At 67.9% G+C, this 25,789-nt stretch carries 22 protein-coding genes; 10 read left to right on the top strand and 12 right to left on the bottom strand.

Annotated features, from left to right (window positions below):
* Window positions 1-159: 159 nt before the first annotated feature.
* Window positions 160-1,353: an amidase gene (locus IE243_RS09310; protein ID WP_191319086.1), complete on the bottom strand. Its 1,194-nt coding sequence runs from the start codon at window positions 1,351-1,353 to the stop codon at window positions 160-162.
* A 495-nt stretch (window positions 1,354-1,848) separates the two neighbouring features.
* Between IE243_RS09310 and IE243_RS09305 the strand changes: the two genes are divergently transcribed.
* Window positions 1,849-2,106 (top strand): hypothetical protein, encoded by a 258-nt coding sequence (locus IE243_RS09305; RefSeq protein ID WP_191319085.1) that lies wholly within the window; start codon window positions 1,849-1,851, stop codon window positions 2,104-2,106.
* Between the two features lie 209 nt (window positions 2,107-2,315).
* On the opposite strand, the gene IE243_RS09300 is transcribed toward IE243_RS09305, so the two are convergent.
* From IE243_RS09300 to IE243_RS09280, 5 genes are all read right to left on the bottom strand, one after another.
* Window positions 2,316-3,272: a 2-hydroxyacid dehydrogenase gene (locus IE243_RS09300; protein WP_191319084.1), complete on the bottom strand. Its 957-nt coding sequence runs from the start codon at window positions 3,270-3,272 to the stop codon at window positions 2,316-2,318.
* 186 nt (window positions 3,273-3,458) lie between these two features.
* Window positions 3,459-4,184, bottom strand: coding sequence for a MarR family winged helix-turn-helix transcriptional regulator (locus IE243_RS09295; protein ID WP_244643016.1), 726 nt, complete (start codon window positions 4,182-4,184; stop codon window positions 3,459-3,461).
* A gap of 323 nt (window positions 4,185-4,507) precedes the next feature.
* A complete protein-coding gene (locus tag IE243_RS09290) occupies window positions 4,508-5,299 on the bottom strand; it encodes an ABC transporter permease (protein WP_191319083.1) in 792 nt (263 codons plus the stop codon).
* A complete protein-coding gene (locus tag IE243_RS09285) occupies window positions 5,296-6,036 on the bottom strand; it encodes an ABC transporter ATP-binding protein (RefSeq protein ID WP_191319193.1) in 741 nt (246 codons plus the stop codon). Before IE243_RS09285 ends, IE243_RS09290 begins: the two co-directional genes overlap by 4 nt.
* 34 nt (window positions 6,037-6,070) lie before the next feature.
* The gene (locus IE243_RS09280; RefSeq protein ID WP_191319192.1) at window positions 6,071-7,057 is read right to left on the bottom strand and encodes an ABC transporter substrate-binding protein; all 987 of its coding nucleotides are present in this window, start codon (window positions 7,055-7,057) and stop codon (window positions 6,071-6,073) included.
* A 318-nt stretch (window positions 7,058-7,375) separates the two neighbouring features.
* Here IE243_RS09280 and IE243_RS09275 point away from each other — a divergent pair, with 318 nt between their 5' ends.
* Entirely contained in the window at window positions 7,376-8,203 is an 828-nt protein-coding gene (locus tag IE243_RS09275) for a creatininase family protein (RefSeq protein WP_191319191.1), read from the top strand.
* Window positions 8,204-8,280: 77 nt separating this feature from the next.
* Here IE243_RS09275 and IE243_RS09270 read toward each other — a convergent pair whose 3' ends face one another.
* Together IE243_RS09270 and IE243_RS09265 are read right to left on the bottom strand one after the other, a co-directional pair.
* Window positions 8,281-8,877 (bottom strand): GNAT family N-acetyltransferase, encoded by a 597-nt coding sequence (locus IE243_RS09270; protein WP_191319082.1) that lies wholly within the window; start codon window positions 8,875-8,877, stop codon window positions 8,281-8,283.
* Between the two features lie 189 nt (window positions 8,878-9,066).
* The gene (locus tag IE243_RS09265) at window positions 9,067-10,215 is read right to left on the bottom strand and encodes a type III PLP-dependent enzyme (protein ID WP_191319081.1); all 1,149 of its coding nucleotides are present in this window, start codon (window positions 10,213-10,215) and stop codon (window positions 9,067-9,069) included.
* 865 nt (window positions 10,216-11,080) lie between these two features.
* Between IE243_RS09265 and IE243_RS09260 the strand changes: the two genes are divergently transcribed.
* Both IE243_RS09260 and IE243_RS09255 read left to right on the top strand, forming a co-directional pair.
* Window positions 11,081-12,721, top strand: coding sequence for an OpgD/OpgG family glucan biosynthesis protein (locus IE243_RS09260; protein WP_244643015.1), 1,641 nt, complete (start codon window positions 11,081-11,083; stop codon window positions 12,719-12,721).
* A gap of 96 nt (window positions 12,722-12,817) precedes the next feature.
* Window positions 12,818-14,245: an MFS transporter gene (locus IE243_RS09255; RefSeq protein ID WP_191319080.1), complete on the top strand. Its 1,428-nt coding sequence runs from the start codon at window positions 12,818-12,820 to the stop codon at window positions 14,243-14,245.
* 220 nt (window positions 14,246-14,465) lie between these two features.
* Here IE243_RS09255 and IE243_RS09250 read toward each other — a convergent pair whose 3' ends face one another.
* Window positions 14,466-15,047 carry a TetR/AcrR family transcriptional regulator gene (locus IE243_RS09250; RefSeq protein ID WP_244643014.1) on the bottom strand — a complete coding sequence of 194 codons (582 nt, stop codon included), beginning with the start codon at window positions 15,045-15,047 and terminating at the stop codon, window positions 14,466-14,468.
* An 84-nt stretch (window positions 15,048-15,131) separates the two neighbouring features.
* Between IE243_RS09250 and IE243_RS09245 the strand changes: the two genes are divergently transcribed.
* Both IE243_RS09245 and IE243_RS09240 read left to right on the top strand, forming a co-directional pair.
* Window positions 15,132-15,587 carry a VOC family protein gene (locus IE243_RS09245; RefSeq protein ID WP_191319078.1) on the top strand — a complete coding sequence of 152 codons (456 nt, stop codon included), beginning with the start codon at window positions 15,132-15,134 and terminating at the stop codon, window positions 15,585-15,587.
* A gap of 165 nt (window positions 15,588-15,752) precedes the next feature.
* Window positions 15,753-17,531, top strand: coding sequence for an ABC transporter ATP-binding protein (locus IE243_RS09240; protein WP_191319077.1), 1,779 nt, complete (start codon window positions 15,753-15,755; stop codon window positions 17,529-17,531).
* A gap of 3 nt (window positions 17,532-17,534) precedes the next feature.
* On the opposite strand, the gene IE243_RS09235 is transcribed toward IE243_RS09240, so the two are convergent.
* The 3 genes from IE243_RS09235 to IE243_RS09225 all read right to left on the bottom strand — a co-directional run bounded on the left by IE243_RS09235 (window position 17,535) and on the right by IE243_RS09225 (window position 20,231).
* Complete coding sequence (locus IE243_RS09235) at window positions 17,535-18,392, bottom strand: MetQ/NlpA family ABC transporter substrate-binding protein (RefSeq protein ID WP_191319076.1); 858 nt, start codon at window positions 18,390-18,392, stop codon at window positions 17,535-17,537.
* A gap of 74 nt (window positions 18,393-18,466) precedes the next feature.
* Window positions 18,467-19,132, bottom strand: a complete 666-nt coding sequence (locus IE243_RS09230; RefSeq protein ID WP_191319075.1) for a methionine ABC transporter permease — start codon at window positions 19,130-19,132, stop codon at window positions 18,467-18,469.
* Entirely contained in the window at window positions 19,122-20,231 is a 1,110-nt protein-coding gene (locus tag IE243_RS09225) for a methionine ABC transporter ATP-binding protein (protein WP_373301631.1), read from the bottom strand. Before IE243_RS09225 ends, IE243_RS09230 begins: the two co-directional genes overlap by 11 nt.
* Before the next feature lie 554 nt (window positions 20,232-20,785).
* On the opposite strand from IE243_RS09225, the gene IE243_RS23755 reads away from it, so the two are divergent.
* The 4 genes from IE243_RS23755 (at window position 20,786) to IE243_RS09210 (ending at window position 25,778) form a co-directional block, all read left to right on the top strand.
* Window positions 20,786-20,917, top strand: coding sequence for a hypothetical protein (locus IE243_RS23755; protein WP_280514585.1), 132 nt, complete (start codon window positions 20,786-20,788; stop codon window positions 20,915-20,917).
* A gap of 73 nt (window positions 20,918-20,990) precedes the next feature.
* A complete protein-coding gene (locus IE243_RS09220; RefSeq protein ID WP_210319822.1) occupies window positions 20,991-22,502 on the top strand; it encodes an efflux transporter outer membrane subunit in 1,512 nt (503 codons plus the stop codon).
* Between the two features lie 11 nt (window positions 22,503-22,513).
* Window positions 22,514-23,770, top strand: coding sequence for an efflux RND transporter periplasmic adaptor subunit (locus tag IE243_RS09215; protein ID WP_191319189.1), 1,257 nt, complete (start codon window positions 22,514-22,516; stop codon window positions 23,768-23,770).
* A gap of 1 nt (window position 23,771) precedes the next feature.
* The gene (locus IE243_RS09210) at window positions 23,772-25,778 is read left to right on the top strand and encodes a MacB family efflux pump subunit (RefSeq protein ID WP_191319072.1); all 2,007 of its coding nucleotides are present in this window, start codon (window positions 23,772-23,774) and stop codon (window positions 25,776-25,778) included.
* Window positions 25,779-25,789: the final 11 nt, after the last annotated feature.

The following is a 25,789-nucleotide window of genomic DNA, read 5'->3' as shown; positions in this document are numbered from 1 at the left end:
CTGACGCATCCGCGACCCGCATGGCTCAAACCCGCGTAACGCATGTCCTTGCAGGGCATGCCATGGCCGCCAGGCCTTCACCAGAACATCCCTCCAGAACTCAACGCGTCAGGCGCATTGAGCTCTGGTGGTCTGGCGCGAGGCCTTGCCGCGCCTGCTTCAGGCGATGCGTTCGCGCGCCGCTTCGGCGACGCGGGCGGCGAGCTGGATCAGCGAGCGGTCGGAGCCGGCGGGACCGAGCAGCGACAGGCCGAGCGGCCCGGCGCCGCCGTCGTGCACTGGAATGGTGACCTGGGGGAAGCCGGACAGGCTGGACGGGCACATCAGCCGCAGGGTGCGGTTGCGGAAGTCTTCCATCGACGCTTCCGCCTCGGCCAGGAACGGCGGCGGCGACGGCATGGTCGGCAACACCAGCACGGTGCCCTCGCCAAGCAACTCAGCCAGATGATTGCGGAAGCGCGCCGCCAGCGCGCGCGAATCGGCCAGCAGCGTTTCGGTGACGTCCTTGCCCGAGGCGAACCGCTCAGCCAGCGACGCGTTCATCAGCGGAGCGTGGCGCTCGATAAAGGCCTTGTGGGCTTCCCACGCCTCCCAGGACTGCAGGTGGCGCAGCGCCCAGCACAAATTATCCAGATTGGGCGCCGCCGCTGCAATGTCGAAACAGCCGAGGCGCAGCTCCACGCGCCGCAACGCCACTTCCAGCGCCGCCGCCGCTTCGGGACGCGCCAGACCAAAACAGGCCCGGTCCACCAGAAAGCGCGCCGCGCCCGGCAATGGCGCCGGATCGTCGCCCAGCAGCACGTCGCCAACCACCGCCAGGGTTTCGGCGCTGCGGGCGAACCAGCCAACCGTGTCATAGCTGGGCGACAGCGGCTCCACGCCCGCGTTGTCCACCCGACCCCAGGTGGGGCGTATGCCGAACACGCCGCAATAGGAGGCCGGCGCGCGCAATGAACCAGCGGTATCGGTGCCCAGCGCGAAGTCGACCTGCCCCGCCGCCACCGCCACCGCCGAACCAGACGATGAGCCGCCGGAAATCCGGCCGGGAGCCGCCGGATTGACCGGCGAGCCAAAATGGATATTGCGCCCCAGGATCGAGTAAGCGAATTCGTCCGTCTGGGTCTTGCCGACGAACCGCGCGCCGGCGTCGAGCAACGACTGCACGACCGGAGCCGTTGTCATTCGCACGCCTGACGCCGCCAGTTTCACCGGATTGCCGCACCCCGTTGGGTAGCCGGCCACATTGATCACATCCTTGACGGCGAAGGAAAGCCCCCGGAGCGCGCCATCCGGCGCGAAACGCGGCGGCGCCTCAGGATAGGGCATGAAAGCTTTGAAGGGGTCCTCGCGCATGAGCGGTCCTGGGTTCCTGGCCTTGTCGTCAATGATGGGCGGCGGACAGGGCCCGCCAGGCCTGATGCGTTTCGCGGTCATGCCAGACCGCGGCGATGCTGACGCATCCACGATCTGCAAAGCTCAACCCGGTTTGCCCCCTGTGCCAGCAGGAAACGCCATGCGCCGCCTGGGTCTGACCAGAACCCAATGCGTCAGGCTCATCGGGTCTTGGCGTCAGCCGCCAATCCCGCGATAAACCGGACCCGGCTCCCATGTACAGGATGAGCCCGCCGTTATGACGACCATAAAGCCCTGGACGCTCCAGCTTAAGACCTGACAGTGGGCAACGCCCATGCGTGCGCCGCAATCCAGCGCCCGGCCGCCCCATTGCAGGAGGTGGGGATCAACCCGCCGTTGCAATCGCCGCCCGCGACCAAATATAGACAGCGTGCGGCCGCATGGGGTAATCAGCGCAATGGTTTTGCGCGGATGCGCAGCAACAGGAGGCGACAGGTGGCGAACAGCAACGCGACGGCAGGTTCCGGCGGCGTCAACTGGCGTAATCTGATAACGCTTGGTTCGCTGACCGTGCTGGTGGGCGTCGAGGTGATCGGCGCGGCGATCGCCGGCGGTTGGGCCCTCGCCGGCCTGCTGGATCTCGGCGCGACCATCGAATACGCCTTCATGGTCATTTTCGCCGCCATCGCCATCTGGGGCATGGTGAAGTTTGTTCGCGCCGGCCTCAAGGTCGAACCGGTCATCCGGCGCTAGGGCGCTTTCCGACCAGACGGAATCGTCTGGTCGATCAGAATTCGCTCAAACCGGAAAAACCTGGACCTTTCGCCGGGACGACGGCGCGCGACGCGCCAGTCCAGGAAGCGCGAAAAAATCCGGGCCGCAGCAACGCATCCAGCGCCGGGCCACAGATCTCCAGTTTTACAGACGCATCGGACAGGGCCGCCAGCGCGGCCCCGTGCTGGTCAGGCGCGCCGCCACGGCGTTTCGGGCACGGGCGTCAACGGCCCCGCGCCATCAAACCAGCTGAACAGATTGTCCACCACCAGCTGCGACATGGCGTTGCGGGTGTCGACCGATGCCGAGCCCACGTGCGGCAGCAGCACCACATTGTCCATGGCGACCAGCGCGTCAGGCACGCGCGGCTCATCGGCGAACACGTCGAGACCCGCGGCGGCGATCGTCCCGTCCCGCAAGGCGCCCACCAGCGCCGGCTCATCGACGACCGATCCACGCGCCACGTTGATAAGCACGCCCTGCGGCCCCAGCGCCGACAGCACGTCCGCATTCACCAGATTGCGCGTGCCTTCGCCGCCTGGCGCCACGACGATCAGGATGTCGCAGGCCTGCGCCAGGGCGACCGGGCTCTCGCGCCAGCGCCAGGCGATGTCCGGGCGCTGGCGTCGGCTATGCCATTCGATGGTCAGGCCGAAGGCTTCGCAACGGGCGGCGATGGCCTCGCCGATGCGACCCAAGCCGAGGATGCCCACGGTCTTGCCGCGCAGCGAGGCGGACAGCGGAAAAGCCCCCTGCAGCCATTTGCCCTCGCGCAGGAAACGGTCGGCCTGGGGAATGCGGCGCACCGTGGCGATCAGCAGCCCCAACGTCAGATCAGCCACCTCATCGGTCAGCACATCGGGCGTGTTGGTGACGACGACATTCCGCGCCGCCGCCGCCGCCACGTCGACGCCATCATAGCCAACGCCGATATTGGCGATGATCTCCAGCGCCGGCAACCGCCCGATGAGCCCGGCGCTGACGCCGCCGAAGCCGGCGACGCCGCGCACGCGCGGCCCCACCTCCGCCAGCAGGGCCTCCGCGTCTGCCGCGGCGCGCAAATCATGCACCTGGCACCGCTGCTGCAGCGCCTGTAGCGGCGCGGGCATCATGGGGCTGACCAGCAGAACGTCGGGACGGGACATGACATCTCCAGATATGGCGCTTCAGCTCCAGGGTTCTGAAGCGGCCTGTGGCGTTTGTTGGCGCGGCGGTCGCGCGCCCGGGAAGCGGCGTTGCCGGCCCTGCGCTTCGCCGGGTCAGCCAGTCAAGCAGGGCTGGATGTTGCGGAAGCGCTCCAGAATAGCGACCGCCAAAATATCGAGCGCGCGTCAGACCGCGCGACTGTCGGGCGGCGCGCCCTGGCCATTGGCCGGCGCGTCGCCTTCCGGGCCATGCAGGAAATTGTCGGCGGCCCGCCGCAGGAACTTGCGGAACTTCTTGCGTTCGCGCGGGTCGAAGCCGGCCAGCAACCGCTGCTCGGCATCGCTCCAGATTGACGCCAGCGTCGCCGCCCGCCGGTAACCCTCATCGGTCAGGCGCACCCGCACCAGCCTTCCGTCGCCCGTCGCGCCGTCGGCGCGCTCCACCAGGCCCTGGGCCGTCAGCCGCGCCACCGCCTTTGAGGCTGTCGGCGGCCGCACCCGCATCAGCTCAGCCAGCGCCCCCATGGTCATGGTCTGATGATCGTGCAGCGCCTGCAGCAACTGCTCCTGTCCCGGAAACAGACCGAGCGCCGCCAGCCGCTCCCCAAGCTCGACCCGGTGCACCCGCGCCAGCACTGTTAACGCCCAGCCGACGCTCTTGTGCATGGCCTGGCCGGTCGCGGGCGCGTCTTCACGCTCCGGCTCAACAACGGTGGAGGATTGCCGGCTTTCGACCTGGAGAGCCGCTTTCGCCAAAGGCTTGCCGATCGGGCGGGTCGCGGGCCGGCTCTCCCCATCCGGGAGCCGCCCCGGCTGCGTGGCCTTTGCTTGCAAAGTCCTGGGCTTGCCGGACTTTTTCCGCGATGCGCCGCTGGCCGGCGCGCCGGCGGCTGTTTTGGCTGTCTTGCTCACGGCCATAACGCCTCCAGAAACCATGTCCGGCGAAGCGGCTGGGCTCCGCGCTTCAGAGCGGTTCCGGTCAACATGGATCGGAAGCCCCTCCAGGTTTTCCCGTTTTGAGCGATTTCTGATCGACCCGACGTCTCCGTCCGGTCGGAAAGCGCTCTCATGCGCCCGGTTGATCCGGCGCCATCCCCTGTGCCGATGCAGGATCCCCGGCCATGAAGCCGCAGCCTGACCTCATGGCCGGGGATCCTGCTCCACCGGTCGGCTAATATGAACATATTGATGGTGCGGTGAAAACGCCGGCGGCAACGAAAATTTGGTTGCAACCATCACATTTGTCGCGCCGCGACCCGCTGGCCCGGCAGCAGCCGCGTCAGCAGGGACAGGCCGGCGTGGATCAGCACGCCGCTGACCGAAATCAGCAGCAGGGCCGCGAACATGCGCGGAATGTTAAGCCGGTAACCGGCCTCGACGATGCGCCAGGCCAGACCGCTGCCCTGCCCGGCCGCGCCGGCGGCGATCTCCGCGACGATGGCGCCGATCAGCGCCAGGCCGCCGGCGATGCGCAGGCCGGCGAGAAAATGCGGCGCGGCGGTCGGCGCCTCCAGCCGGACAAGCCGCTGCCAGCGACTGGCGCCATAGAGCCGGAACAGCTCATCGAGCCCCGGGTCGATCGCCTGCAAACCGGCGGCGGTGTTGGACAGCACCGGAAAAAACGCGACGAGAAAGGCGCAGACCAGCACGGCGGAACCGGGCTCCAGCCAGACCAGCAGCAGCGGCGCGATGGCGATCACCGGCGTCACCTGCAGCACCACCGCGAACGGATACAGCGCCGCCGACAACAGTCGCGACCTGGAGAACAGCAGCGCCAGCGACGCTCCGCCGGCCACGGCCAGCGCCAGGGCTTCCAACGTGGTCCACAGCGTCACGCCAAGCGCCGGCAGCAGGATCGCCCGGTCGCTCCACAGGGTCTGCAACACCTGCACCGGGCCTGGCAGGATATAGGGCGGTATCGCCCCCCAACGCACCGCCAACTCCCACAGCGCCAGCGCGGCGAGGCCGGTCAGGAGCGGCGTCAGCAAGGGCAAAGCCGGCGAAAACCTGGACGTGCGGCCGTTCATGCGGCGGCCCCGCTAGCGGCGGCGGCCATGGCCAGCACGGCGGCGCACTGGCTGGCGTAGGCGGCGCTGGCGCGAAACGGCGCGCCCCGGCCCGGCGGCGCCGTCACCCTGACCTCGTCCAGCACCCGCCCGGGCCGCGCCGTCATGATCACGATGCGGTCGGCCAGATAGACGCTTTCCCAGCTTGAGTGGGTGACGAAGGCCACGGTGAAGCCGAGCCGCGCCCGCAACGCCAGCAGATCGTCGTTCAGCCGCGTGCGGGTGAACTCGTCGAGCGCGGCGAACGGTTCGTCCATCAGCAGCAGGTCCGGGTGGGTGGCGAGCGCCCGGGCGATGGACACCCGCATGCGCATGCCGCCCGAAAGCTCATGGGGCCAGGCCCGTTCAAATCCGGCCAGCCCCACCAGCGCCAGCATCGCCGCCGCGCGGTCATTGGCCTCGGCCCGGGCGACGCCAGCCAGATCGAGCGGCAGGCGCACATTGGCGAGGGCGCGCGACCACGGCGTCAGCGTCGGGTCCTGAAACACGAAGCCGACGCGGCCGGCCCCCGCGAGGCCGCCGTCACGCCAGACCTGGCCGCGCGTCGGCGCCAGCAGCCCGGCCATCAGCCGCAGCGCCGTCGACTTGCCACAGCCGGAAGGGCCGAGGATCGCCAGGAACTCCCCGCCGCGCACGTCCAGCGTCAGCCCATCCAGCGCCGTGACGCCATTGCCCCAGGCGAGTCCCACGTCCTGCATCCGCACCAGCGCCGCGCCAGTCCCGGCGTTTTGCTCATGGTCTGGTTTCAAGCCCGACGCCCTTGTTGACGAATTGCAGGGTGTAGCTGGCGCGCCAGTCGAGGTCCGGCTTGTAAAGCCCCGCCTTCGCCATGCGCCGGAAGAAGCTCTCCATGCGCGTGTCGGTCATGGCGCCAATGCCCAGCTTCAGGGCGTCGCCCGATTCCACAAGGCCATACTGCTTCATCCGCGCCCGCGAAAAATCGATCTGCTCCTGGGTCATGTCAGGATTGTCTTTCAAGATCAGTGCGTTGGCGGCCGACGGATCGCCGTGCAGGTAATTTCGCCAGCCAAGGATCGAGGCGTCGACGAAACGCTGCGCCAGGTCGGCGTTGCTGGCGATGACGTCGGCGCGCGTCTCGATGGTGGTGGAATAGGTGTCGAAGCCGTGGTCGGCCAGCAGGAAAACATTGGGCTTGAAGCCGCCCTGTTTTTCCACCGCCAGCGGCTCGGACGTGACGTAGCCCTCGCTGACCGAGCCGCGATCGGCGAGGAACGGCGCCAGATTATGGGTGTAGGGGCGGGTGTTTTCCTCCCGGAACCCATGCTCGGCCTTCAGCCACTGGAAATAGGAGGCCAACCCCTCGCGGCCGACGAAAATCCGCGCCTTCTTCAGGTCATCCCAGGCATCCAGCCCCTGTCCCGGCCGCGACATCAGCACCTGCGGATCTTTCTGGAAAATCGCCGCGATGACCTTGACCGGAATGCCTTCGGCGACCGCCGAGAACGGCTGCAACATATTGCCGCCCATGTAAAAATCCATCCGCCCGGCCGCCAGCAACAACCGGTTGTTGTGCTGTGGCCCGCCAGGAATGATGCTGACGTCGAGGCCATGCCGGGCGTAGGTCCCATCGGCCAACGCCTGATAGAAGCCGCCGTGCTCGGCCTGGGCCAGCCAGTTGGTCCCAAAACGCACCTTTCGCAGCTCGGCCGCCGCTGCCGGCGCCTGGCTGGCAAGACAGGCGACCGCCAGGGCGAACATGGTCAGAACGAACCGGACCGGACCCGGCGGAGCCAGAACGACGCCGGCGTGAAGCCGCCACATGCCGGAAGCGGCCGCCATCCCGAACGCGCCCGTCCGGCGACGATCCGCGCCAGGCCCGGCCATGCATGAATGTCCAGACGCCATGTTATCCCCGCCCCCTGTCCAGTCCGGCCTGTTTCCCGCCGCGCGGCCGATACGGTATCCTGCCGCCCGACGCGGCGCCCTCGCAGGACCGCCGCAGAATGCGCCGCGCCGCCGGCGCCCGCAACACTGATGAAGGAAAGCCCCGCCGTGTCCCACACCCGCGCCGCGCCCATGGTCCGCAGCCGCCTCTGGCGTGAGACGCCGGCGGAAGCCTTCGGAGCCGCCCACATGGGCGACGCCGTCGCCGTGCTGCCGCTGGCGGCGGTGGAGCAGCACGGCCCGCACCTGCCCACCGGCGTCGACGCCATGATCATGGACGGCATGCTCGAGCGGGTCCGCGCCCGCATCGAAACCGCGCCGGCGGGAACCGTTCCGCTGACCGTATTGCTGCCGGTGCAGGAAATCGGCCTGTCCACCGAACACATCGCCTTCCCCGGCTCGTTGACCCTGGCGCCGGAAACCGCGATCCGCGCCTGGCGGGAACTGGCCGTCGGCGTCAGCCGCGCCGGCTTTCGCAAGCTGGTTCTGGTGTCCTCCCATGGCGGCAACAGTCCGGTGATGGACGTGGTGGGCCGCGCCATGCGCGCCGAGGCCAACATGCTGGTGATCCAGACCTCCTGGCAGCGCTTCGGTTACCCGGAAGGTTTGTTCGACGCCCGTGAGGTCCGCCACGGCATCCATGGCGGCGAGATCGAAACCTCGCTGATGCTGGCCTTCCGGCCTGATCTGGTGCGGATGGAGCGGGCGGAGAACTTTGCTCCGGCCAGTCTGGCGCTTGAGCAGGACTACGAATTGCTGCGCGCCGACCGCCCCGCCGGCTTCAGCTGGCTGGCGCAGGATCTGCACCCATCCGGCGCCATGGGCGACGCCAGCCGCGCCACTGCGGACAAGGGCGAAGCGGCGGCGGCGCATGCGGCGGCGGCCTTTGTCAGACTGCTCGGCGAAATCGGCCGCTTCGAACTGGGCGACGGAACCCGCAGCCGGCCAGGATTTTTGTAAGCGCCTGCACGCGAAAACGGGCGCGGAATATCCGCGCCCGTCGTCAGAAACGTTTGCCGGCGACGGCGCCTGACACGTCAGGCTGCGTGGGGAAGCAGAGCCGCGCCCCATCGAAGCGCGCCGCTTTCACCGGCGGCGACGCCCGCCTCCAGGGCGCCATTGGTCGCCACGGCAAGCGGCGCGGCGATCATGCCGGCCGCGCCGGCCAGGGCGCCGGGAACCAGCTCCAGCGCCAGCAGGCGGCGCTGCTCATAGGCGCCCGGCATGGCGAGACCAGCGGTCACTGACGCCGAGAAACCGAAACGCACGTAATATTCAGGGTCGCCGACCAGCAGGATGGCGCCGTGGCCAGCGGCGTGGGCGCGGGCGATGGCCTCGCGCATCAACGCGCCGCCGACGCCATCGCCCTGCCGCCCGGGCGCCACGGCCAGCGGGCCGAGCAGCAAGGCGGGAACCTCACCGGCCAGCACACGCCACAGGCGCACCGTGCCGGCGAGCCGTGCCGGGCCGTCGTCGGCCATGTCGCGGGCGACCAGCGCCAGTCCATCGGCCGGGGTCTGGCCCTCGCGCAGCCGCTCGCTGGATTTGAGCTTGCGGTCGGGGCCCATGGCGACGTCGAGCAACGCCTCGCGCGCCGCCACGTCGAAGGGGGTTTCATCGCCGATGCAGATCATGGCGCCATTCCTGGACATGCCGCCGGCGTGGGCCGGACGGAAAAGTGGGCATGCCGCGCCAACGGGCGCGTGTGAAAAACCCACAGCGCGAGATGGCGCTGCGGGCAGGAACAGCCGGTTGTCCGGCGGGATGGACCAGACGTGGCGTCCATCCCTGTCGGCAGGCCAGGACCCGCCGCGAGATCCGCGTCAGATGACGTAGGATTTCAGGGGCGGGAAGCCGTTGAACGCCACCGCCGAATAGGTGGTGGTGTAGGCGCCCGCGCCCTCGATCAACAGCTTGTCGCCGATCTCGATGCTGACCGGCAGCATGTAGGGCTGCTTTTCGTAGAGCACGTCAGCCGAATCGCAGGTCGGGCCAGCGAGGATGCACGGCGCCTTCTCCCCGTCCTGATCCCGCTCGGAGCGGATCGGATAGCGGATCGATTCGTCCATGGTTTCGGCCAGGCCGCCGAACTTGCCGATGTCGAGATAGACCCAGCGCACCTCGTCGGCGTCGCTTTTCTTCGACACCAGCACCACTTCCGTCTCGATCAGGCCGGCGTTGCCGACCATGCCGCGACCAGGCTCGATGATCGTCTCGGGGATGCGGTTGCCGAAGTGGCGTCGCAGCGCGTTGAAAATCGACGCGCCATAGGCCTCCACAGCCGGCACGTCCTTGAGGTAGCGCGTCGGGAAACCGCCGCCAAGATTGACCATCGACAGGACAATGCCGCGCTCGCCGCAGGCGCGGAACACGTCGGCGGCCATGGCCAGCGCTGCATCCCACGCCTCGGTATTGCCCTGCTGGGAGCCGACATGGAACGATACGCCATAGGCTTCCAGCCCCTGACGATGGGCGTGCTCCAGCACATCCGGCGCCATCCGCGGATCGCAGCCGAACTTGCGCGACAGCGGCCATTCGGCGCCGGCGCCGTCGCACAGCACGCGGCAGAACACCTTCGCGTCCTCGATGCCGGCGGCGCCAGCGGCGCGGGCGATCTTGTCGACCTCAGCCTGGCAATCGACCGCGAACAGGCGCACGCCGAGGGCGAGGGCGCGGGCGACGTCGCGCTCCTTCTTGATGGTGTTGCCAAAGGAGATGCGGTCAGCGGCGGCGCCGGCCGCCAGCGCCATTTCGATTTCCTGCACCGATGCGGTGTCGAAGCACGAGCCAAGGGTGGCGAGCATGTGCAGCACTTCTGGCGCCGGATTGGCCTTCACCGCGTAGAACACGCGTGCGTCAGGCAGGGCCAGGGCAAATTTGGCGTAATTGTCGCGCACGACTTCCAGGTCCAGCACCATGCACGGACCATCTTCGCGGCGGTTGCGCAGGAACTCACGAATACGCTGGGTCATAAGCGTATCTCCCCACAAAGCTGATGGAACGCCTGGAGCGTCGGCTTCCTGAAGCGTCTGCTCTTGCGGCGTTCGGCAAGATGCGGATGAAGAATCGCTTTCCGGGGCGCTGTGGAGACGCGACCAGAACTGCTGTTCTCTACCGACCGTGCTGCCTTGGTTCGGACTGGGAGATTCCCGGCCCGCACGCGCGGCAATGATGGACAAGCCTCTTCGGCGCCAACCGTTGGAGAGTCGGCGAGACCAAAAAAGCCCGTTCCGTCGTTGCTTTAAGCTGCGTCCCCCGTGGAGAGCGGGGTTCGCCGGTTTCGCCTCCGGCTGCCGGTTTGATGTTGGGGTCCGGTCGAAACCGGGGTCGGCAACGCAGGTTTCCCACCTTTGCGTCGGTCGACCCTTTCAACCCCGGGCGGCTGTCCGGCCTCTTGTCCGGATACCCACCAACCGACACGCGGCCACAGGCACGTGCGAAATTGGGCAAGGGGTGAGATAGGACTGCTGGTCCGGGGTGGCAAGGCTTTTTTGCCCTCTGGCCGCCAGGATCGGCAAAAAAACACAAAACTGACGCGAACGGCGGTCATCAGGCGAAAAAACACCCATCCGGGTGGCGCCAGAGGGGCTCCAGAGCCCCGCTTCGGCCCCGGAATTGCGTCACGCCCCATATATAAGGCCGTCTTGCGCCGAATCGCGCCACACGGGAGCCAGAGGAGACGGGATTGCCGTTCACATGAACCGACGCCGCCATTCCGCCGCGTGAGGAAGCGGCTATGAACGCCGCACAACATCACGCATCATCACGCATCGTTACGCGTCGCTCCGGACACAGGACCGGATTCCGGACGGAATGCTTCTCCGTCCGGCTCGCGATATGAACCAGTGGGTCAGTATGTCGACATTCTCGCGCAGAAGTTTCGTTGAAGGTCTCGTCGCCCTGGCGACGTTCGCCGCCACCGCCGCCACGGCGAAGGAAGCCGCCAGTGCGCGGCCCGCGGCCGGCGGCCAGCCTGCGGACGATCCGGCGCGCGCTGATGCGGCGATGAAGGAGGCCGGCTTCTCGCCCTTCGGCTATGGCGACGTCATCAAGCGGGCCCGGGAGCTGGCGGCGCTGCCCTTCGTCGAGAAACCCTCCCAGGCGCCGGAGGCGCTGGCCAAACTCGGCTTTGACCAGTGGCGCGACATCCGTTTCCGCCCGGACAAGGCGCTGCTCGGCAATTCCGACACGAACTTCCGCATGCAGATGTTCCACCTCGGCTTCCTGTTCCAGCACGCGGTCACCGTGAACATCATCCGCGACGGGGTCGCCACGCCGGTCCCCTATTCGCCGCAGATGTTCGATTTCGGCCAGAACAAATTCGCCAAGCCGCTGCCGGTGAACGTCGGTTTCGCCGGCTTCCGCCTGCACTACCCACTCAACGATCCGACCGTCCGCGACGAGTTGATCTCCTTCATCGGCGCCAGCTATTTCCGCTTCCTCGGCCAGGGGCAGGTTTACGGCCTCTCAGCCCGCGGCCTCGCCATCAATGCCGGCGGCCAGGAGGAGTTTCCGGCGTTTCGTGAGTTCTGGGTCGACGTGCGCAAGGGCGACGACAGCCGCGTCACGGTTTTCGCCCTGCTCGACAGCCCGTCCGTGTCGGGCGCCTACCAGTTCAATATCTATCCGGCAAAGCAGACCGTGGTCGACGTCGAGGCGACGCTGTTCCCGCGCAAGACCATCGAGAAGATCGGCGTCGCGCCGCTCACCTCGATGTTTTTCATCGGCGAAAACGACCGCCGCTTCACCGATGACTACCGGCCGGAGGTGCACGATTCCGACGGCCTGCTGATCCATTCCGGCTCTGGTGAATGGATCTGGCGCCCGCTGCACAATCCCCGCGCGCCGTCGACCTCGTCGTTCACCGAGAACAATGTGCGCGGCTTCGGCCTGATGCAGCGCGACCGGGTGTTCGAGCATTATGAGGATCTCGACATCGCCTATGAGCGCCGCCCGGGTTACTGGGTGGAGCCCCGCAACCCGTGGGGCGAAGGCCGCGTCGAACTGATCGAACTGCCGACGACCGATGAGACCAACGACAACGTCGTCGCCGCCTGGGTGCCGAAGGAAGCGGTCGGGCCGGGCCAGCAGCTGATCTACCGCTATTCCATCACCGCCGTCGGCGCGACCGACGGCATGCACGCCGGCGGCCAGGCCATCAACAGCTTCCAGTCGGCCCCGCGGGCGCTTGGTTCGTCGGAGCCGCTGCACCCCAACACCCGGCGTCTGATGGTGGATTTCGCTGGCGGCGAACTGCCCTACTGGCTGAAGGCGCCGGACCGGGTGAAAGTGGACGCCTCCGCCTCCAGCGGCCGCATCCTGCGCACCTTCATCGCCCCCAACCCGAAGATCGGCGGTTTTCGCGCTGGCGTCGACGTGGAGGCGCCCCCCGGCCAGACCGTGGACGTGCGCGTGTTCCTGCGCGCCGACAACAAGGCGCTGACCGAAACCTGGATCTTCCCCTGGCGCGCCGAATGACGCCTGCTGGCGTCGCCCGCCACGGCGGTCCAATCAAACAAAAAACCACGCCGCGCGTTGCCTGTTTTCAGGAAAAACCGCGCCGGGACAGAGTTCATGACTGATATCGATGCGCCGGCGCCCGGCTGGGGCGCGCTGCTGGGCGGCCGCAATGGCGTTCTGGCGCTGGCGCTGGCCGGCGGCGTCGCCCTGCACGCCATCAACGTTTACATCACCACCACAATCCTGCCGTCGGTGGTCGCCGACATCGGCGGCATCGACTATTACGCCTGGAACACCTCGCTGTTCATCGTCGCGTCGATCCTGGCGGCGGCGGTTTCGCCTGGCCTGCTGGAGCGGTGCGGCCCCCGCGCCGCCTATCTGCTCAGCGCGGTGATTTTCGCAGCCGGGTCGCTGGCCTGCGGCTTCGCCCCTTCCATGGCCGCCATGCTGGCCGGGCGCGTTGTCCAGGGCATAGGCGGCGGCTTCCTGCTCGCCCTCTCCTACGCCATGATCCGCATCGTGTTCGATGAAGCGTTGTGGCCGCGCGGCATCGCGCTGGTGTCCGGCATGTGGGGCGTGGCCACCCTGGTCGGCCCGGCGGTTGGCGGCGTGTTCGCGGAATACGGCCTGTGGCGCGCGTCGTTCTGGGCGCTGGCCCCGGCGGCGATCATCTTTGGCGTGATGGCGGCGCTGGCGCTGCCGTCCCGCAACGCCGTGTCCGGATCGTCGGGCGCCGGCGGCGCGCCGATGCTGCAGATCCTGCTGCTGACCGCATCGGTCATGGCGATTTCAGCCGGCAGCGTGATGGAAGCCACCTGGGCCAATGTGGCGGGCGCGCTCGCCGCCATGACCCTGGTGGCGCTGATCGCGGTTATCGAGAAACCGGCCTCACGCCGCCTGCTGCCCACGGGCTCTTTCAGCCCACGCGGGGCGTTGGGGGCGGTTTACGCCTCGATGATGCTGCTGAGCATCATGGTGACCAGCAGCGAAATCTTCATCCCGCTGTTCCTGCAAACCCTGCATGGCCAGACGCCGCTGGTCGCCGGCTATCTGGCGGCGGCGATGAGCGCCGGCTGGACCCTCGGCTCGATCGGCGGCGCCGGCGCGACGGGCGCGCGCATGCGCCGCCAGTTGCGCTTCGCCCCCCTTCCTGGCCTCATCGGCATGGTCATGCTGGTAATCCTGGTTCCCCCTGGCAGCACCGGATCATGGCTGGCGCTGGCCCCGTTGTGCGCGGCCATGCTGATGGTCGGCGTTGGCGTTGGCCTCGCCTGGCCGCACCTGCTGACGCGCGTGCTGCAACTGGCGCCTGAAGGCGAGGAAGCCGTGGCCTCGGCTTCGCTCACCACCGTGCAGTTGTTCGCCACCGCCACCGGCGCGGCGCTCGCCGGCATGGTCGTCAACCTCGCCGGGCTGACCAACCCAGGCGGCGCGGCCGGAACCGCGGCCGCTGCGTTGTGGCTGTTCGGCGTGTTCGCCGTCGCGCCCCTGTTGTGCCTGTTCACCGTGCGCCGCGCCGCGCGCAGCAACGGCGATCGCTGACCAGGCGGTCTGATTCCAGCCGTCGCCTCCAGCTATGCAGAGCGGTGCGGCGAAGGCCGAATCAACCAGCAACTCATTGTCTCTCTAATAGAACTGATGGGTTTGCCATTTGCCCGCCGCGTGACGCCAAGGCGGATGCAAATGGCAAATTCGCCCTGTCTGGACCTGTTCTCCCGCGTTGCCCGGCGCCGGCCATCGCCTTCCCCGAAACGCCAACGCCCTAACGCCGGTTGGCCAGCCCCTCCAGCAGGGCGTCCATCACGGTGATCCAGACGTCGACGTCAGCGCCGCCCGCGATGGCGAGAGCGGCGCGGTCATAGCCGGCCGACAGCGCCTGCGCCGTCTCGTCGGCCGGCAAAGACCGCAGCAAGCCCCTGGCCATGGCCTCGATCAGGCCATCGCGCAAGGCGCCGCCGCCACTGGCCGCGTCGATGGCCGCCATCGCCTCCGGCCCCAGCACCGCCGGCCCATCCACCAGCAGCAGGCGGGCGCGTCCCGGAGCGGTCATTGCCTGCAAAAACGCCCGTCCGCCCGTGCGCAACGCCTCCAGCGGATCGTCGCAGGCGGCGGTCGCCGCGTCGATCGCCGTCGCAACGGCTCCGGCCTCCGCTTTGATGATCGCCTCAAACAGCGCCGTCTTGTCTGCGAAATGGTGATACAGCGCGCCCCGCGTCACGCCAGCGAGCGCCACGATGGCCGGCGTTGTCGCGGCGGCGAAGCCTTCGCTGACAAAAATCTCCCGCCCCGCCGCCAGCAGCGCCGCCTGCATTGCTCCCGAGCGCGCCTCATTGCTGCGCCGCATGGCTGCTCCTGTCATTTACAAACATTCTGCATGTATGTTATTGATAGCCATCACGACCGCCGCCGTCCACCAGGAGAAACCGCCATGAATCCCGTCACCAGCACGCCCCCTTCCATTGACGCGTCGTTCGCGATCACCAGCTTCTATCCGGTGCTGATGACCGGCGACGTCGCCGCGACCGCTGCATTCTATCAGCAGATGTTTGGTTTTCGCCCCCTGTTCACCACTGACTGGTACGTCCACCTTCAGGCCCCCGGCGACAGCAATGTCAATCTGGCCATCCTGCGCGGTGATCACGACACCATCCCCGCGGCGGGGCGCGGGCGCGCCGCCGGCCTGCTGCTGAATTTCGAAGTTCCCGACGTCGACGCCGTCCACGACCGGCTGGCTGCCTCCGGCGCCGACATCGTGCTTCCCCTGCGCGACGAGGATTTCGGCCAGCGCCATTTTATCATGGCCGCGCCAGACGGCGTCCTGGTCGACGTGATCACGCCGATACCGCCGTCGGAAGCGTTCGCGGCGCTGTATCAGGAGCCGTGAACCGGGCAACGTTGCGTCTAAACGGTTTGTGACCTCGGCCCCGGCGAAAAATTGCATTAAATTGCCCGGATTCGCCTGCTGACGCATGTTGCGGCCAGCGGGCTGCGCGCCTGACGGAAAGGCCGCCCCGAACCGGAACGCCGGCGAAGATACTCCAGAGGTCGCATGGAAACCCAACGTCGCGGAAATGACGCCGCCCTGCGTAGCGTCCTCAGCTTCACCTTCGCCCACTGGCGCCGGCAGGGCTGGCTGGCCGCCAGCCTGGGCCTCTCCGTCTGTCTCGCCACCCTCACCGAGATCTTCGCCCCCGTTTACGCGGGGCGGATGATCGACGCCCTGACGGCCGGTGAAGGCGCGACGCAGGCGGCGGTTTACGCCTTCGCCGTCATGACCCTGCTTGGCCTCGCCACCGTCGGCCTGCGCCATCTGGCCTGGTGGGGCGTGGTGCCGTTCACCCTGCGCATCATGCGCGACGTGGCCGGCGAGAGCTTCGCCCGCGTGCAGCGGTTCTCGTCGAACTGGCACGCCAACAGCTTCTCCGGCTCGGTGGTGCGCAAGATCACCCGCGGCATGTGGGCGCTGGATTCGCTCAACGACGTGCTGCTGATGTTCTTGCTGCCGTCGGTCGTGGTGCTGGTCGGCGCCGTGGCGCTGCTGGCCTGGCGCTGGCCGCTGATTGGCCTGCTGATGGGCGTGGGCGCCGCCGTCTATATCGGCGCCACCGTGGCGCTGGCGACGCGCGTCATCGCGCCAGCGGCGCGACTGTCCAACGCCTGGGACACGCGCATGGGCGGCGTGCTCGCTGACGCCATCGGCGCCAACGCCGTGGTGAAGGCCTTCGGCGCCGAACACCGCGAGGACGCCCGTCTGGCCCATGTGGTCGGCAAATGGCATCGCCGCACCTGGCGCACCTGGATGCGCTTCACCTGGATCGGCACCGGCCAGATGGCCATGCTGTGGCTGCTGCGCGCCATCGTCACCGGCGGCGCCCTGTGGATGTGGCATACGGGCAAGGCCACGCCCGGCGACGTCGCCTATGTGCTCACCACCTATTTCATGCTCAACGGCTATCTGCGCGACATCGGCCAGCACGTGAACCATTTCCAGCGCGCCGTGAATGAAATGGAGGAAATGGTCCGCCTGTACGACCTGCAGCCGGATGTGAAGGACCGGGCAGGCGCCCAGGCGCTGAGCGTGCCCCATGGCGAAATCCGCGTCGAGCACGTCGATTTTCGCTATGGCGACCACGTCACGCCGCTCTACCAGGACCTCAATGTGGTCATCGCCGCCGGCGAGCGCGTCGGCCTGGTTGGTCGCTCCGGCTCCGGCAAGACCACCTTCGTCAAGCTGATACAGCGGCTGCACGACGTGACCGGCGGGCGCATCGTCATCGACGGCCAGAACGTCGCCGACGTCACCCAGCAGTCACTGCGCGCCCAGATCGCCATCGTGCAGCAGGAGCCAATCCTGTTCCACCGCAGCATCGCCGAGAACATCGCCTACGGCCGTCCCGGCGCGTCCATGGCCGCCATCGAGCGCGCCGCGGAACTGGCCAACGCCCATGACTTCATCATGCGGCTGCCGCGCGGCTACGCCACGCTGGTGGGCGAGCGGGGCGTCAAGCTCTCCGGCGGCGAGCGCCAGCGCGTCGCCATCGCCCGCGCCTTCCTCGCCGATGCGCCGGTGCTGATCCTCGACGAGGCCACCTCCAGCCTCGATTCGGAATCGGAACTGATGATCCAGCAGGCGATGGAGCGGCTGATGCAGGGGCGCACGTCGCTGGTCATCGCCCACCGCCTTTCCACCGTGCGCGAGATGGACCGGATTCTGGTGTTCGATCGCGGGCGCATTGTCGAGGAAGGCCGTCACGACGATCTGATCGCCCGCCCCAACGGCGTCTACCGCGCGCTGTTTGAACACCAGAGCGGCGGCGTCATCCGCTAGGGCTCACCAGGCCGGGATATAGACGCCTTTATAACGCTCAAGGATGAACTGGCGGATTTCGTCGCTCCGGTAAGCGCCGACCAGCGCGCTGACCCAGGGTTTGCCAGCGTCGGCGGCGCGCACCGCGATGATATTGACCCAGGGACCGTTGCTGTCCTCGCGGGCAAGGCCGCCCTTCACCGGATCGAGACCCGCCTCCACGGCGTAGTTGCTGTTGATCGCCGCCGCATCGACATCCGGCAGGCTGCGGGCGATCTGCGCCGCGTCCAGCTCGATGATCTTCAGCTTTTTCGGGTTGTCGCTGATGTCGCGCACGGTGGCGGCGACGGTTTCGCCGTCTTTCAGACGGAAAAGACCGCGATCCGCCAGCAGGCGCAACGCCCGGCCGCCGTTGGTGGGATCGTTGGGAATGGCGATGCTCCCGCCAGCCGGAATGGCGTCGAGGGATTTGTGGCGGGTGGAATACAGCGCCATGGGCGAGGTGATGGTTTCGCCCGCCTTCACCAGCTTCCAGCCCGTGCTGGCGGTCTGCGCCTGCAGATAAGGCTGATGCTGGAAGGCGTTGGCCTCGATCTCGCCATTGGCCAGCGCCTGGTTGGGAATGATGTAGTCGCTGAACTGGATCAGTTCGATCTTCAACCCGCGCCCTGCGGCGACCTTCCTGACCTGCTCCAGGATCTCCACGTCCGGCCCCGGAACGACGCCGACGCGCACCAGGGCTGGCGCATCCGTGGCTGGCGCATCCGTGGCGGCGCCCACCCCGCCGGCCAGCGCCAGCGGCAGGACGCATGCGGCGAACAGCGTGAGCAGGGCGCGGCGGGTTTTTCCGGCGTCGGGCGCCGTCCGGGTTGATGGATGCATGTAATTATCTCCAGACATCGAAACCGCCCAGCCTTGGGCGCCCCAGGACAGGCAGGACATCAGACGACGACATCTCAGCTCTGGCGCAGCCGCCTGTTGAGGCGCCTGGCCAGCCGGTCGCCGATGCTCTGCACCCCCTGCACCAGCACGATCAGCACGATGACCACGGCGGCCATCACGTCGGGCATGAAGCGCTGGTAGCCGTAGCGTATGCCGAGATCGCCGAGACCGCCGCCGCCCACGGCGCCGACCATGGCCGAGTAGCCGATCATCGACACCACGGCGAGCGTCAGCGACAGCACAATTGCGGGAATGGCCTCGGGCAGCAGCACCTTGCGAACGATCTGCAGCGGCGTCGCCCCCATGGCGCGGGCCGCCTCCACCAACCCTTGGTCGACCTCGCGGATCGCCGTCTCGATCAGGCGGGCGATGAAGGGCGTGGCGGCGATGGTCAGCGGCACGATCGCCGCTTTCGTGCCAATGGACGTGCCGGCGACGAGCCGGGTGAACGGAATGATCGCCACCACGAGGATGATGAATGGCGTCGAGCGCGTGGCGTTGACGATCAGCCCAAGCACCCGGTTCAGCAGCGGCGCGGCCAGCAGTTCGCCCCTGCCGCTGGTGGCGAGGAACACCCCGAGGGGAATGCCGATGAGCGTGGCGATGATCATGGCGATCGCCACCATCCACATGGTGTCCAGGGTGGCTTCCCAGATGAGCCAGGCGATATCAGCCGACATGACCAAGCACCTCCGCGTCGAGTCCGTGGCCCGCAAACCAGGCCAGCGCCAGCGTCAGCGTCGCCGGATCGGCCGGCAGGCCCAGCACCAGGGCGCCGAACGGGCGGCCGGCCACCTCATCCACCGCGCCTGACAGAATGTTCACGTCGACGCCGTGGGTCTTCACGAGGCCGGACACCAGCGCATCGGTGGCGATCGGCCCCCGGAACACCACGCGCACCACGGTCTGGTCGCCGGGGCGCGCCTCCGCCCGCAGGCGGCCGGCGAGCCAGCCGGGCAGTTTCTGGCCGCTGACGGCGCCCAGAAACGACCTGGTCGTCGCGTGCTGCGGACGGGTAAACACGTCATACACGTCGCCCTGCTCGACGATGCGGCCGGCGTCGAGCACGGCCACCTGGCGGGCGATGCGCGCCACCACCGACATTTCATGGGTAATGAGCAGGATGGTCAGGCCCAGCTCCGTGTTGATCGACCCCAGCAGATCGAGGATGGAGCGGGTGGTTTCGGGATCGAGAGCCGAGGTCGCCTCGTCGGACAGCAGCGCCTTGGGCCGGGTGGCGAGCGCCCGGGCGATGCCGACGCGCTGCTTCTGGCCGCCAGACAGCTCGGCCGGGTAGCGGTCGCGCTTGTCGGCGAGGCCCACCAGCTCCAGCAGCGGCTCCACCCGCCGGCGGATGTCGGCGGCGGCGACGCCGGCGATCTCCAGCGGCAACGCCACATTGTCATAGGCGGTCCGCGACGACAGCAGATTGAAGTGCTGGAACACCATGCCGATGGCCCGGCGCACGCCGCGCAGGTCGCGCTCGCTCATGCCGGTAATGTCGGCGCCATCGACGATGACCCTGCCGGCGCTGGCCTTCTCCAGCCCGTTGACCAGGCGGATCAGCGTTGACTTGCCGGCGCCGCTGCGGCCAATGACGCCGAGCACCGAGCCGCGCGCCACCGACAGGTCGATGTGATCCAGCGCCACGAAGGAGGCGTTGCCAGCGCGGGGCGGATAGACCTTGCGCACGCCCTCGAAGCGCACCAGCGCGTCCCCGGGCGGCGGAGACGGCGTGACGCCCCGCTCCAGCGGGGCCGTTGGCGACAGCATGTTCATCCGATCCTCGCAGAAGACGCGCCTGGCGGCCGGCGCTGGCGCGGTTCCCGGAACAGGCGCGCCGCGCCTCGGGAAAATTCAGAAAAGCCACCGCATCCGCAGCCCGCACTGTCCATAACGGCGACCTGCGGGAACCTCAGGCGCGCCGGAACTGGGCGCCGGACGATTGCTCCCAAATGCAGACTGGCGCGCGACGCCCCTGACCGTCAGAAATGGCCCGACGGTTGCGCCGGCGGCGACGCCCCGCAAATACACTTTATTTATTGTTATTTGTCAATAAATACATTCTGAAATGTTATTTTTAGATGGCGACATTCGGGGAATAATTTTCTCCGCCAGCAACAGGCGCGACAGGTTTCCCCAGGATGCATGGCAAGATGCGCGCCGGAATATGCGCGCTTGCCCGCTCCAAATGGCGTCGCCCGGCGCTTCCGGTTAACAATGGCTGAATCATCGGGCTGATTCCCGTCAAACGGCCTTGCCGGTTGCGTGAGAAACTGGCGCGGGAACCTGTAGCCAGTTGCAATGGGAAACATTCCAGCCACAGAAACGCCATGGCGAAACTTCAGACCATGAACACCCAGCCGGGCGCCCACGGCGTCGCCCCGATAAATTCCATCATTCCAACGCCATGGGGCGAGATCCCGATTCGGCTGATCGTGATGTCCCCGGAGCGGCTCCCGTGAAAATGGACCTCGCCCCGTCACACAGGCTCTGCATCCGCCTCATGCCTGTCCCGCCTGTTTGTGAAAGATGTTCATGGCGTTAACCGCCCCGTCTCCGTCAGTCACACGCCCGCGCCGGCGCCGCGCCCTTGTGGAGCGCGCGGTCGTGATCGCCTGCGCGGCGATGCTGGCCGGCTGCGCCGTCGGCCCTGACTACAATGGCGCCGGCATGGCGCTGCCCGCGTCCTGGAGCGGGGCTGGCAAGTCCGGCGCCACTGTCGCGGGAACGCCGCAACTGGCCGAATGGTGGACGCGGCTTGGCGACCCCACGCTCAACCGCATGATCGACGGCGCCGTCGCCGGAAACCTGGATGTCGCCGCCGCCAAGGCGCGCGTGCGCGAAGCCCGGGCCAGTTATGACCAGGCCGTCGGCGCGCTGTTCCCCGAAGTCAACGGCGCAGGCGTCGCCGGCCGCAGCCAGGTCGGCGCGACGCGACCGGTCAACAATGTGCGCGGCGCCGCCAGCGCCAGTTGGGAGATCGACCTGTTCGGCGCCAATCATCGCGCCGTGGAGGCGGCCCGGTATGGCCTCGACGCCGCGACCGACGATTTGCGCAACAGCCTGCTGGTCCTGGTGGGCGATATCGCCTCCAATTATGTGCAGGCGCGCGGCTATCAGGCCCGCATTGCCCTGGCGCAACGCACCGCCAGATCGCAGCGTGAAACTGAAGCCCTGACGCGCACGCGGCTTGCGGCGGGCGGCGCCACCGCGCTCGACGTCGCCAACGCCGCCGGCCAGGCGGCGAGCACGGAGGCCTCGATCCCGACGCTCGAGACGGGTCTGACCCAGACCATCAATCGCCTGTCGGTGCTGTCGGGACAGCCGCCGTCAGCGCTGGCCGATGCGTTCCGCAAGATCGCGCCGATCCCCTCGCCGACATGGCGGGTGCGGCGCGGCATCCCGGCCGACGTGCTGGTCAACCGGCCGGACGTGCGCCTCGCCGAACGGCGTTTCGCCCAGGCGACGGCCCGCATCGGCCAGGCGACGGCGGCGCAGTACCCGTCCGTGAGTCTGACGGGCGACATCTCCACGTCGGCGGCGCGCCTCGGCGATCTGGGGCGCAACTCGTCCATCAGCTGGGCCTTTGGCCCGACCCTGTCCGCGCCGCTGTTCAACGCCGGCAAGCTGCGCGCCGCCGTGCAGATCACGGAAGCGCAGCGGGACCAGAACTTCATCGCCTGGCAGGCGTCGGTCCTTGGCGCGCTGGAAGAGGTGGAGAACGCCCTCGTCACCCTGAACCAGGAGGGCGTGCGCATCGCCAAACTGGTCAGTTCCGCCAGCAATTACGGGGAGGCGCTGCGCCTGTCCCGCAATCTCTATCAATCCGGCAATGTGAGCTTCCTCGACGTGCTGACCGCAGAACGCTCCGCCTACAGCGCGGAAAGCGCCCTCGTCGACAGCCGCGTGACCCGCGCGCTGGCCTGGGTGAGCCTCAACAAGGCGCTCGGCGGCGGCTGGAACGGCCTGGTCGACGCCTCGCGTCCGGTCATCGTCGACCACAACACCGGCCCCCACTTCATCAACGTCAACGGGAGCCGCCCGTGAGCCAGCCCGACATGTCGCAGCCGGCGGCGCGCAGGGCGCAACCGTCGCGCTCCCGCCGCCGCATCAAACAGGCGCTGGTTCTGCTGGTCCTGCTGGCGCTCGCGGTGCTGGCCTGGCGTTATTTTTTCCCGGCGAAGGCAGAGACGCCGAAATATCTCACCTCGCCGGTGACGCGCGGCGACGTGGATGAAACCGTGCTCGCCACCGGCACGCTGAAGCCGGCGCGGCTGGTCGCGGTCGGCGCCCAGGTCAGCGGCCGCGTGCTTTCGGTGAAATTCAAGGTTGGCGACCGGGTGAAGAAGGGCGACCTTGTCGCCCAGATCGACTCGATTACCCAGGAAAACAAACTGCGCACCGCCGAGGCCGACCTCGCCCGCCTGCGCGCCCAACGCGACGAGAAGGTCGCGATCCTGAAGCTCTACGGGCAGAACCTGGCGCGCCAGCAGACCATGGTCGCCAGCAACGCCGTGTCGCGCATCGACTACGACACGGCCGTGGCCAACGTGGACACGACGAAGGCGCAGATCGCCGCCCTGGAGGCCCAGATCCTCTCCGGCAAGGTGGCCGTGGACGACGCCCGCGCCAACCTCGGCTACACCCGCATCATCGCGCCGATCGACGGCACGGTGCTGGCGGTGGTCACCCAGGAAGGCCAGACGGTCAGCTCGATCCAGACCGCGCCCACCATCGTAATCCTCGGCCAGCTCGACACCATGACGGTGAACGCCGAGATTTCAGAAGCGGATGTGGTCAAGGTGCAGCCGGGCCAGAAGGTGCAGTTCTCGATCATCGGCGCGCCGGACCGGCGCTATGACGCAACGCTGGAATCGATCGATCCGGCCCCGGATTCCATTCGCTCCGACGCGAGCATCAGCACTTCCAGCACCGCGTCGTCGTCCAGCACGTCCAACACCGCGATCTACTATAACGGCGTCTTCAACGTGCCCAATCCGGACGGCAGCCTGCGCACCTACATGACGGCCAACGCCCACATCGTGCTGGGCCAGGCCAAGGGCGTGCTGACGATTCCCTCCTCGGCCATTCATGGCTCGGCGGAGCGCGGTTTCATCGTGCGCGTGCTGGGCAAGGACGGCGCCGTGGAGCGCCGGCGCGTCAGGATCGGCCTTAACGACAAGGTCACCGCCGAAGTTCGCGACGGCCTGAAGGAAGGCGAGCAGGTCATCGCCGGCGACGCCGCCGGCGCCACGGCCACGCGCCAGGGCGCTGGCGGCCCCGGCTCCCGGCGCCGCCCGCCCATGGGGCTGTGAGATGGCGCGCGATACGGCTCCCAACGCGGGACCGCTGATCCAGCTCAGCAGGCTGCGCCGGGAGTATCCGTCCGGCGACGGCGTTCTCGCCGTGCTCAAGGATGTCGATCTCACCATCGCCGCCGGCGAAATGGTGGCGATCGTCGGCGCTTCCGGCTCCGGCAAGTCGACGCTGATGAACATCCTGGGCTGTCTCGATACGCCCACCTCCGGCAGTTACCGCATCTCCGGGCGCGAAACCGCCGCCCTGGCGCCGGATGAACTGGCGCAACTGCGCCGCGAACACTTCGGCTTCATTTTCCAGCGCTACAACCTGCTGCCTGAACTCACCGCCGAGGGCAATGTCGAGGTGCCGGCCATCTATGCCGGCCGCACGCCCGCGGCGCGGCGCGACCGGGCCGCGGCGCTGTTGCAGCGGCTCGGCATGGAAGACCGCCTGGAGCATCGCCCCGGCCAGCTTTCCGGCGGCCAGCAACAACGCGTCTCCATCGCCCGCGCCCTGATGAACGGCGGCGAAGTCATCCTGGCCGACGAGCCGACCGGCGCCCTCGACAGTCACAGCGGCCAGGAAGTGCTGCGCATCCTCGATGAGCTGCACGCCGAGGGCAAAACCGTCATCATCGTCACCCACGACATGGGGGTGGCGCGCCGGGCCGAACGCATCATCGAGATCAGCGACGGCGTCATTCTCTCTGATACGCGCAACGACGCGCGCCGCGATGAACCCGTCGCGCCGGCCCCGGCGGGCTCCCGGCTTGAGGCGCGCAGCGCCCCGCCCGGTCGCGCCATGTCGCCGTTGCGCGCCGCGGTCAGCCGGCTGGGCGAGGCTTTCCGCATGGCGGTGCTGGCCATGGCCGCCCATCGTCTGCGCGCCTTTCTCACCATGCTCGGCATCATCATCGGCATTGCCTCGGTGGTCTGCGTGGTGGCGCTCGGCGAAGGCTCGCGCCAGAAGGTGCTGGCCAATATTTCCGGCCTCGGCACCAATACGCTGGAGATCTTCGCCGGCCGCAGTTTCGGCGACACCCGGTCCGGCAAGGTGACCACGCTGGTGGTCGACGACGCGGAGCAACTCGCGCGCCAGCACTATGTGGCGGCGGTGACGCCCACCGTGTCCTCGTCGCAGAACACCCGCTTCGCCTCCTCCGAGGCCAGCGCCCTCATCAATGGCGTGAACGAGCAATATTTCGCCGCCAAGGGCGCGAAACTGGTGGAAGGCGCGCTGTTCGACGCCAGCGCGGTGCGCGCCTACGCCCAGGACGCGGTGATCGACGAGAACACCAGAACCGCCCTGTTCAAGGACTTCGGCCGCAGTCCGGTCGGCCAGGTCATCATCGCCGGCAAGACGCCGCTGCGCGTGGTCGGCGTGGTCGCCCGCCAGCAGGGGGGCTTCGGCTCGTCGCAAAACCCGTCGATTTTCGCCCCGTACACGACGGTGCAGGCGCGTATTGTCGGCGGCCACTCGCTGCGCAGCATCACCGTGCGGGTGCGCGACGACATCAGCACCGATCTGGCCGAAAAGGCGGTGACCGAATTCCTCGAGCGCCGTCACGGCCAGCAGGATTTCTTCATCATCAACACCGACGACATCCGCCAGACCATCACGGCGACGACGCAGACCCTCACCCTGCTGATCGCCGCCATCGCGGTGATTTCGCTGATCGTTGGCGGCATCGGCGTGATGAACATCATGCTGGTGTCGGTGTCGGAGCGCGTCTCGGAGATCGGCGTGCGCATGGCGGTCGGCGCGCGCCAGAGCGACATCCTGCAACAGTTCCTCATCGAGGCGGTGCTGGTGTGCCTGATCGGCGGCGTGCTCGGCATTACCCTCGCGCTCGGCTTCGGCGTGCTGTTCGCGCGGTTCAGCTCGGATTTCCAACTGATCTATTCGACCAGTTCGATCATCGCCGCCGTCGCCGTCTCGTCGATCATCGGCATCGTCTTCGGCTGGCTGCCGGCCCGCAACGCCTCCAGGCTAAATCCGGTGACGGCGCTGGCCCAAGCCTGATGTATCATGGT

The sequence above is a fragment of the Camelimonas fluminis genome (genome assembly GCF_014656355.1).
Lineage (GTDB): Bacteria > Pseudomonadota > Alphaproteobacteria > Rhizobiales > Beijerinckiaceae > Camelimonas > Camelimonas fluminis.
This window is presented reverse-complemented; position numbering and strand designations above follow the sequence as displayed.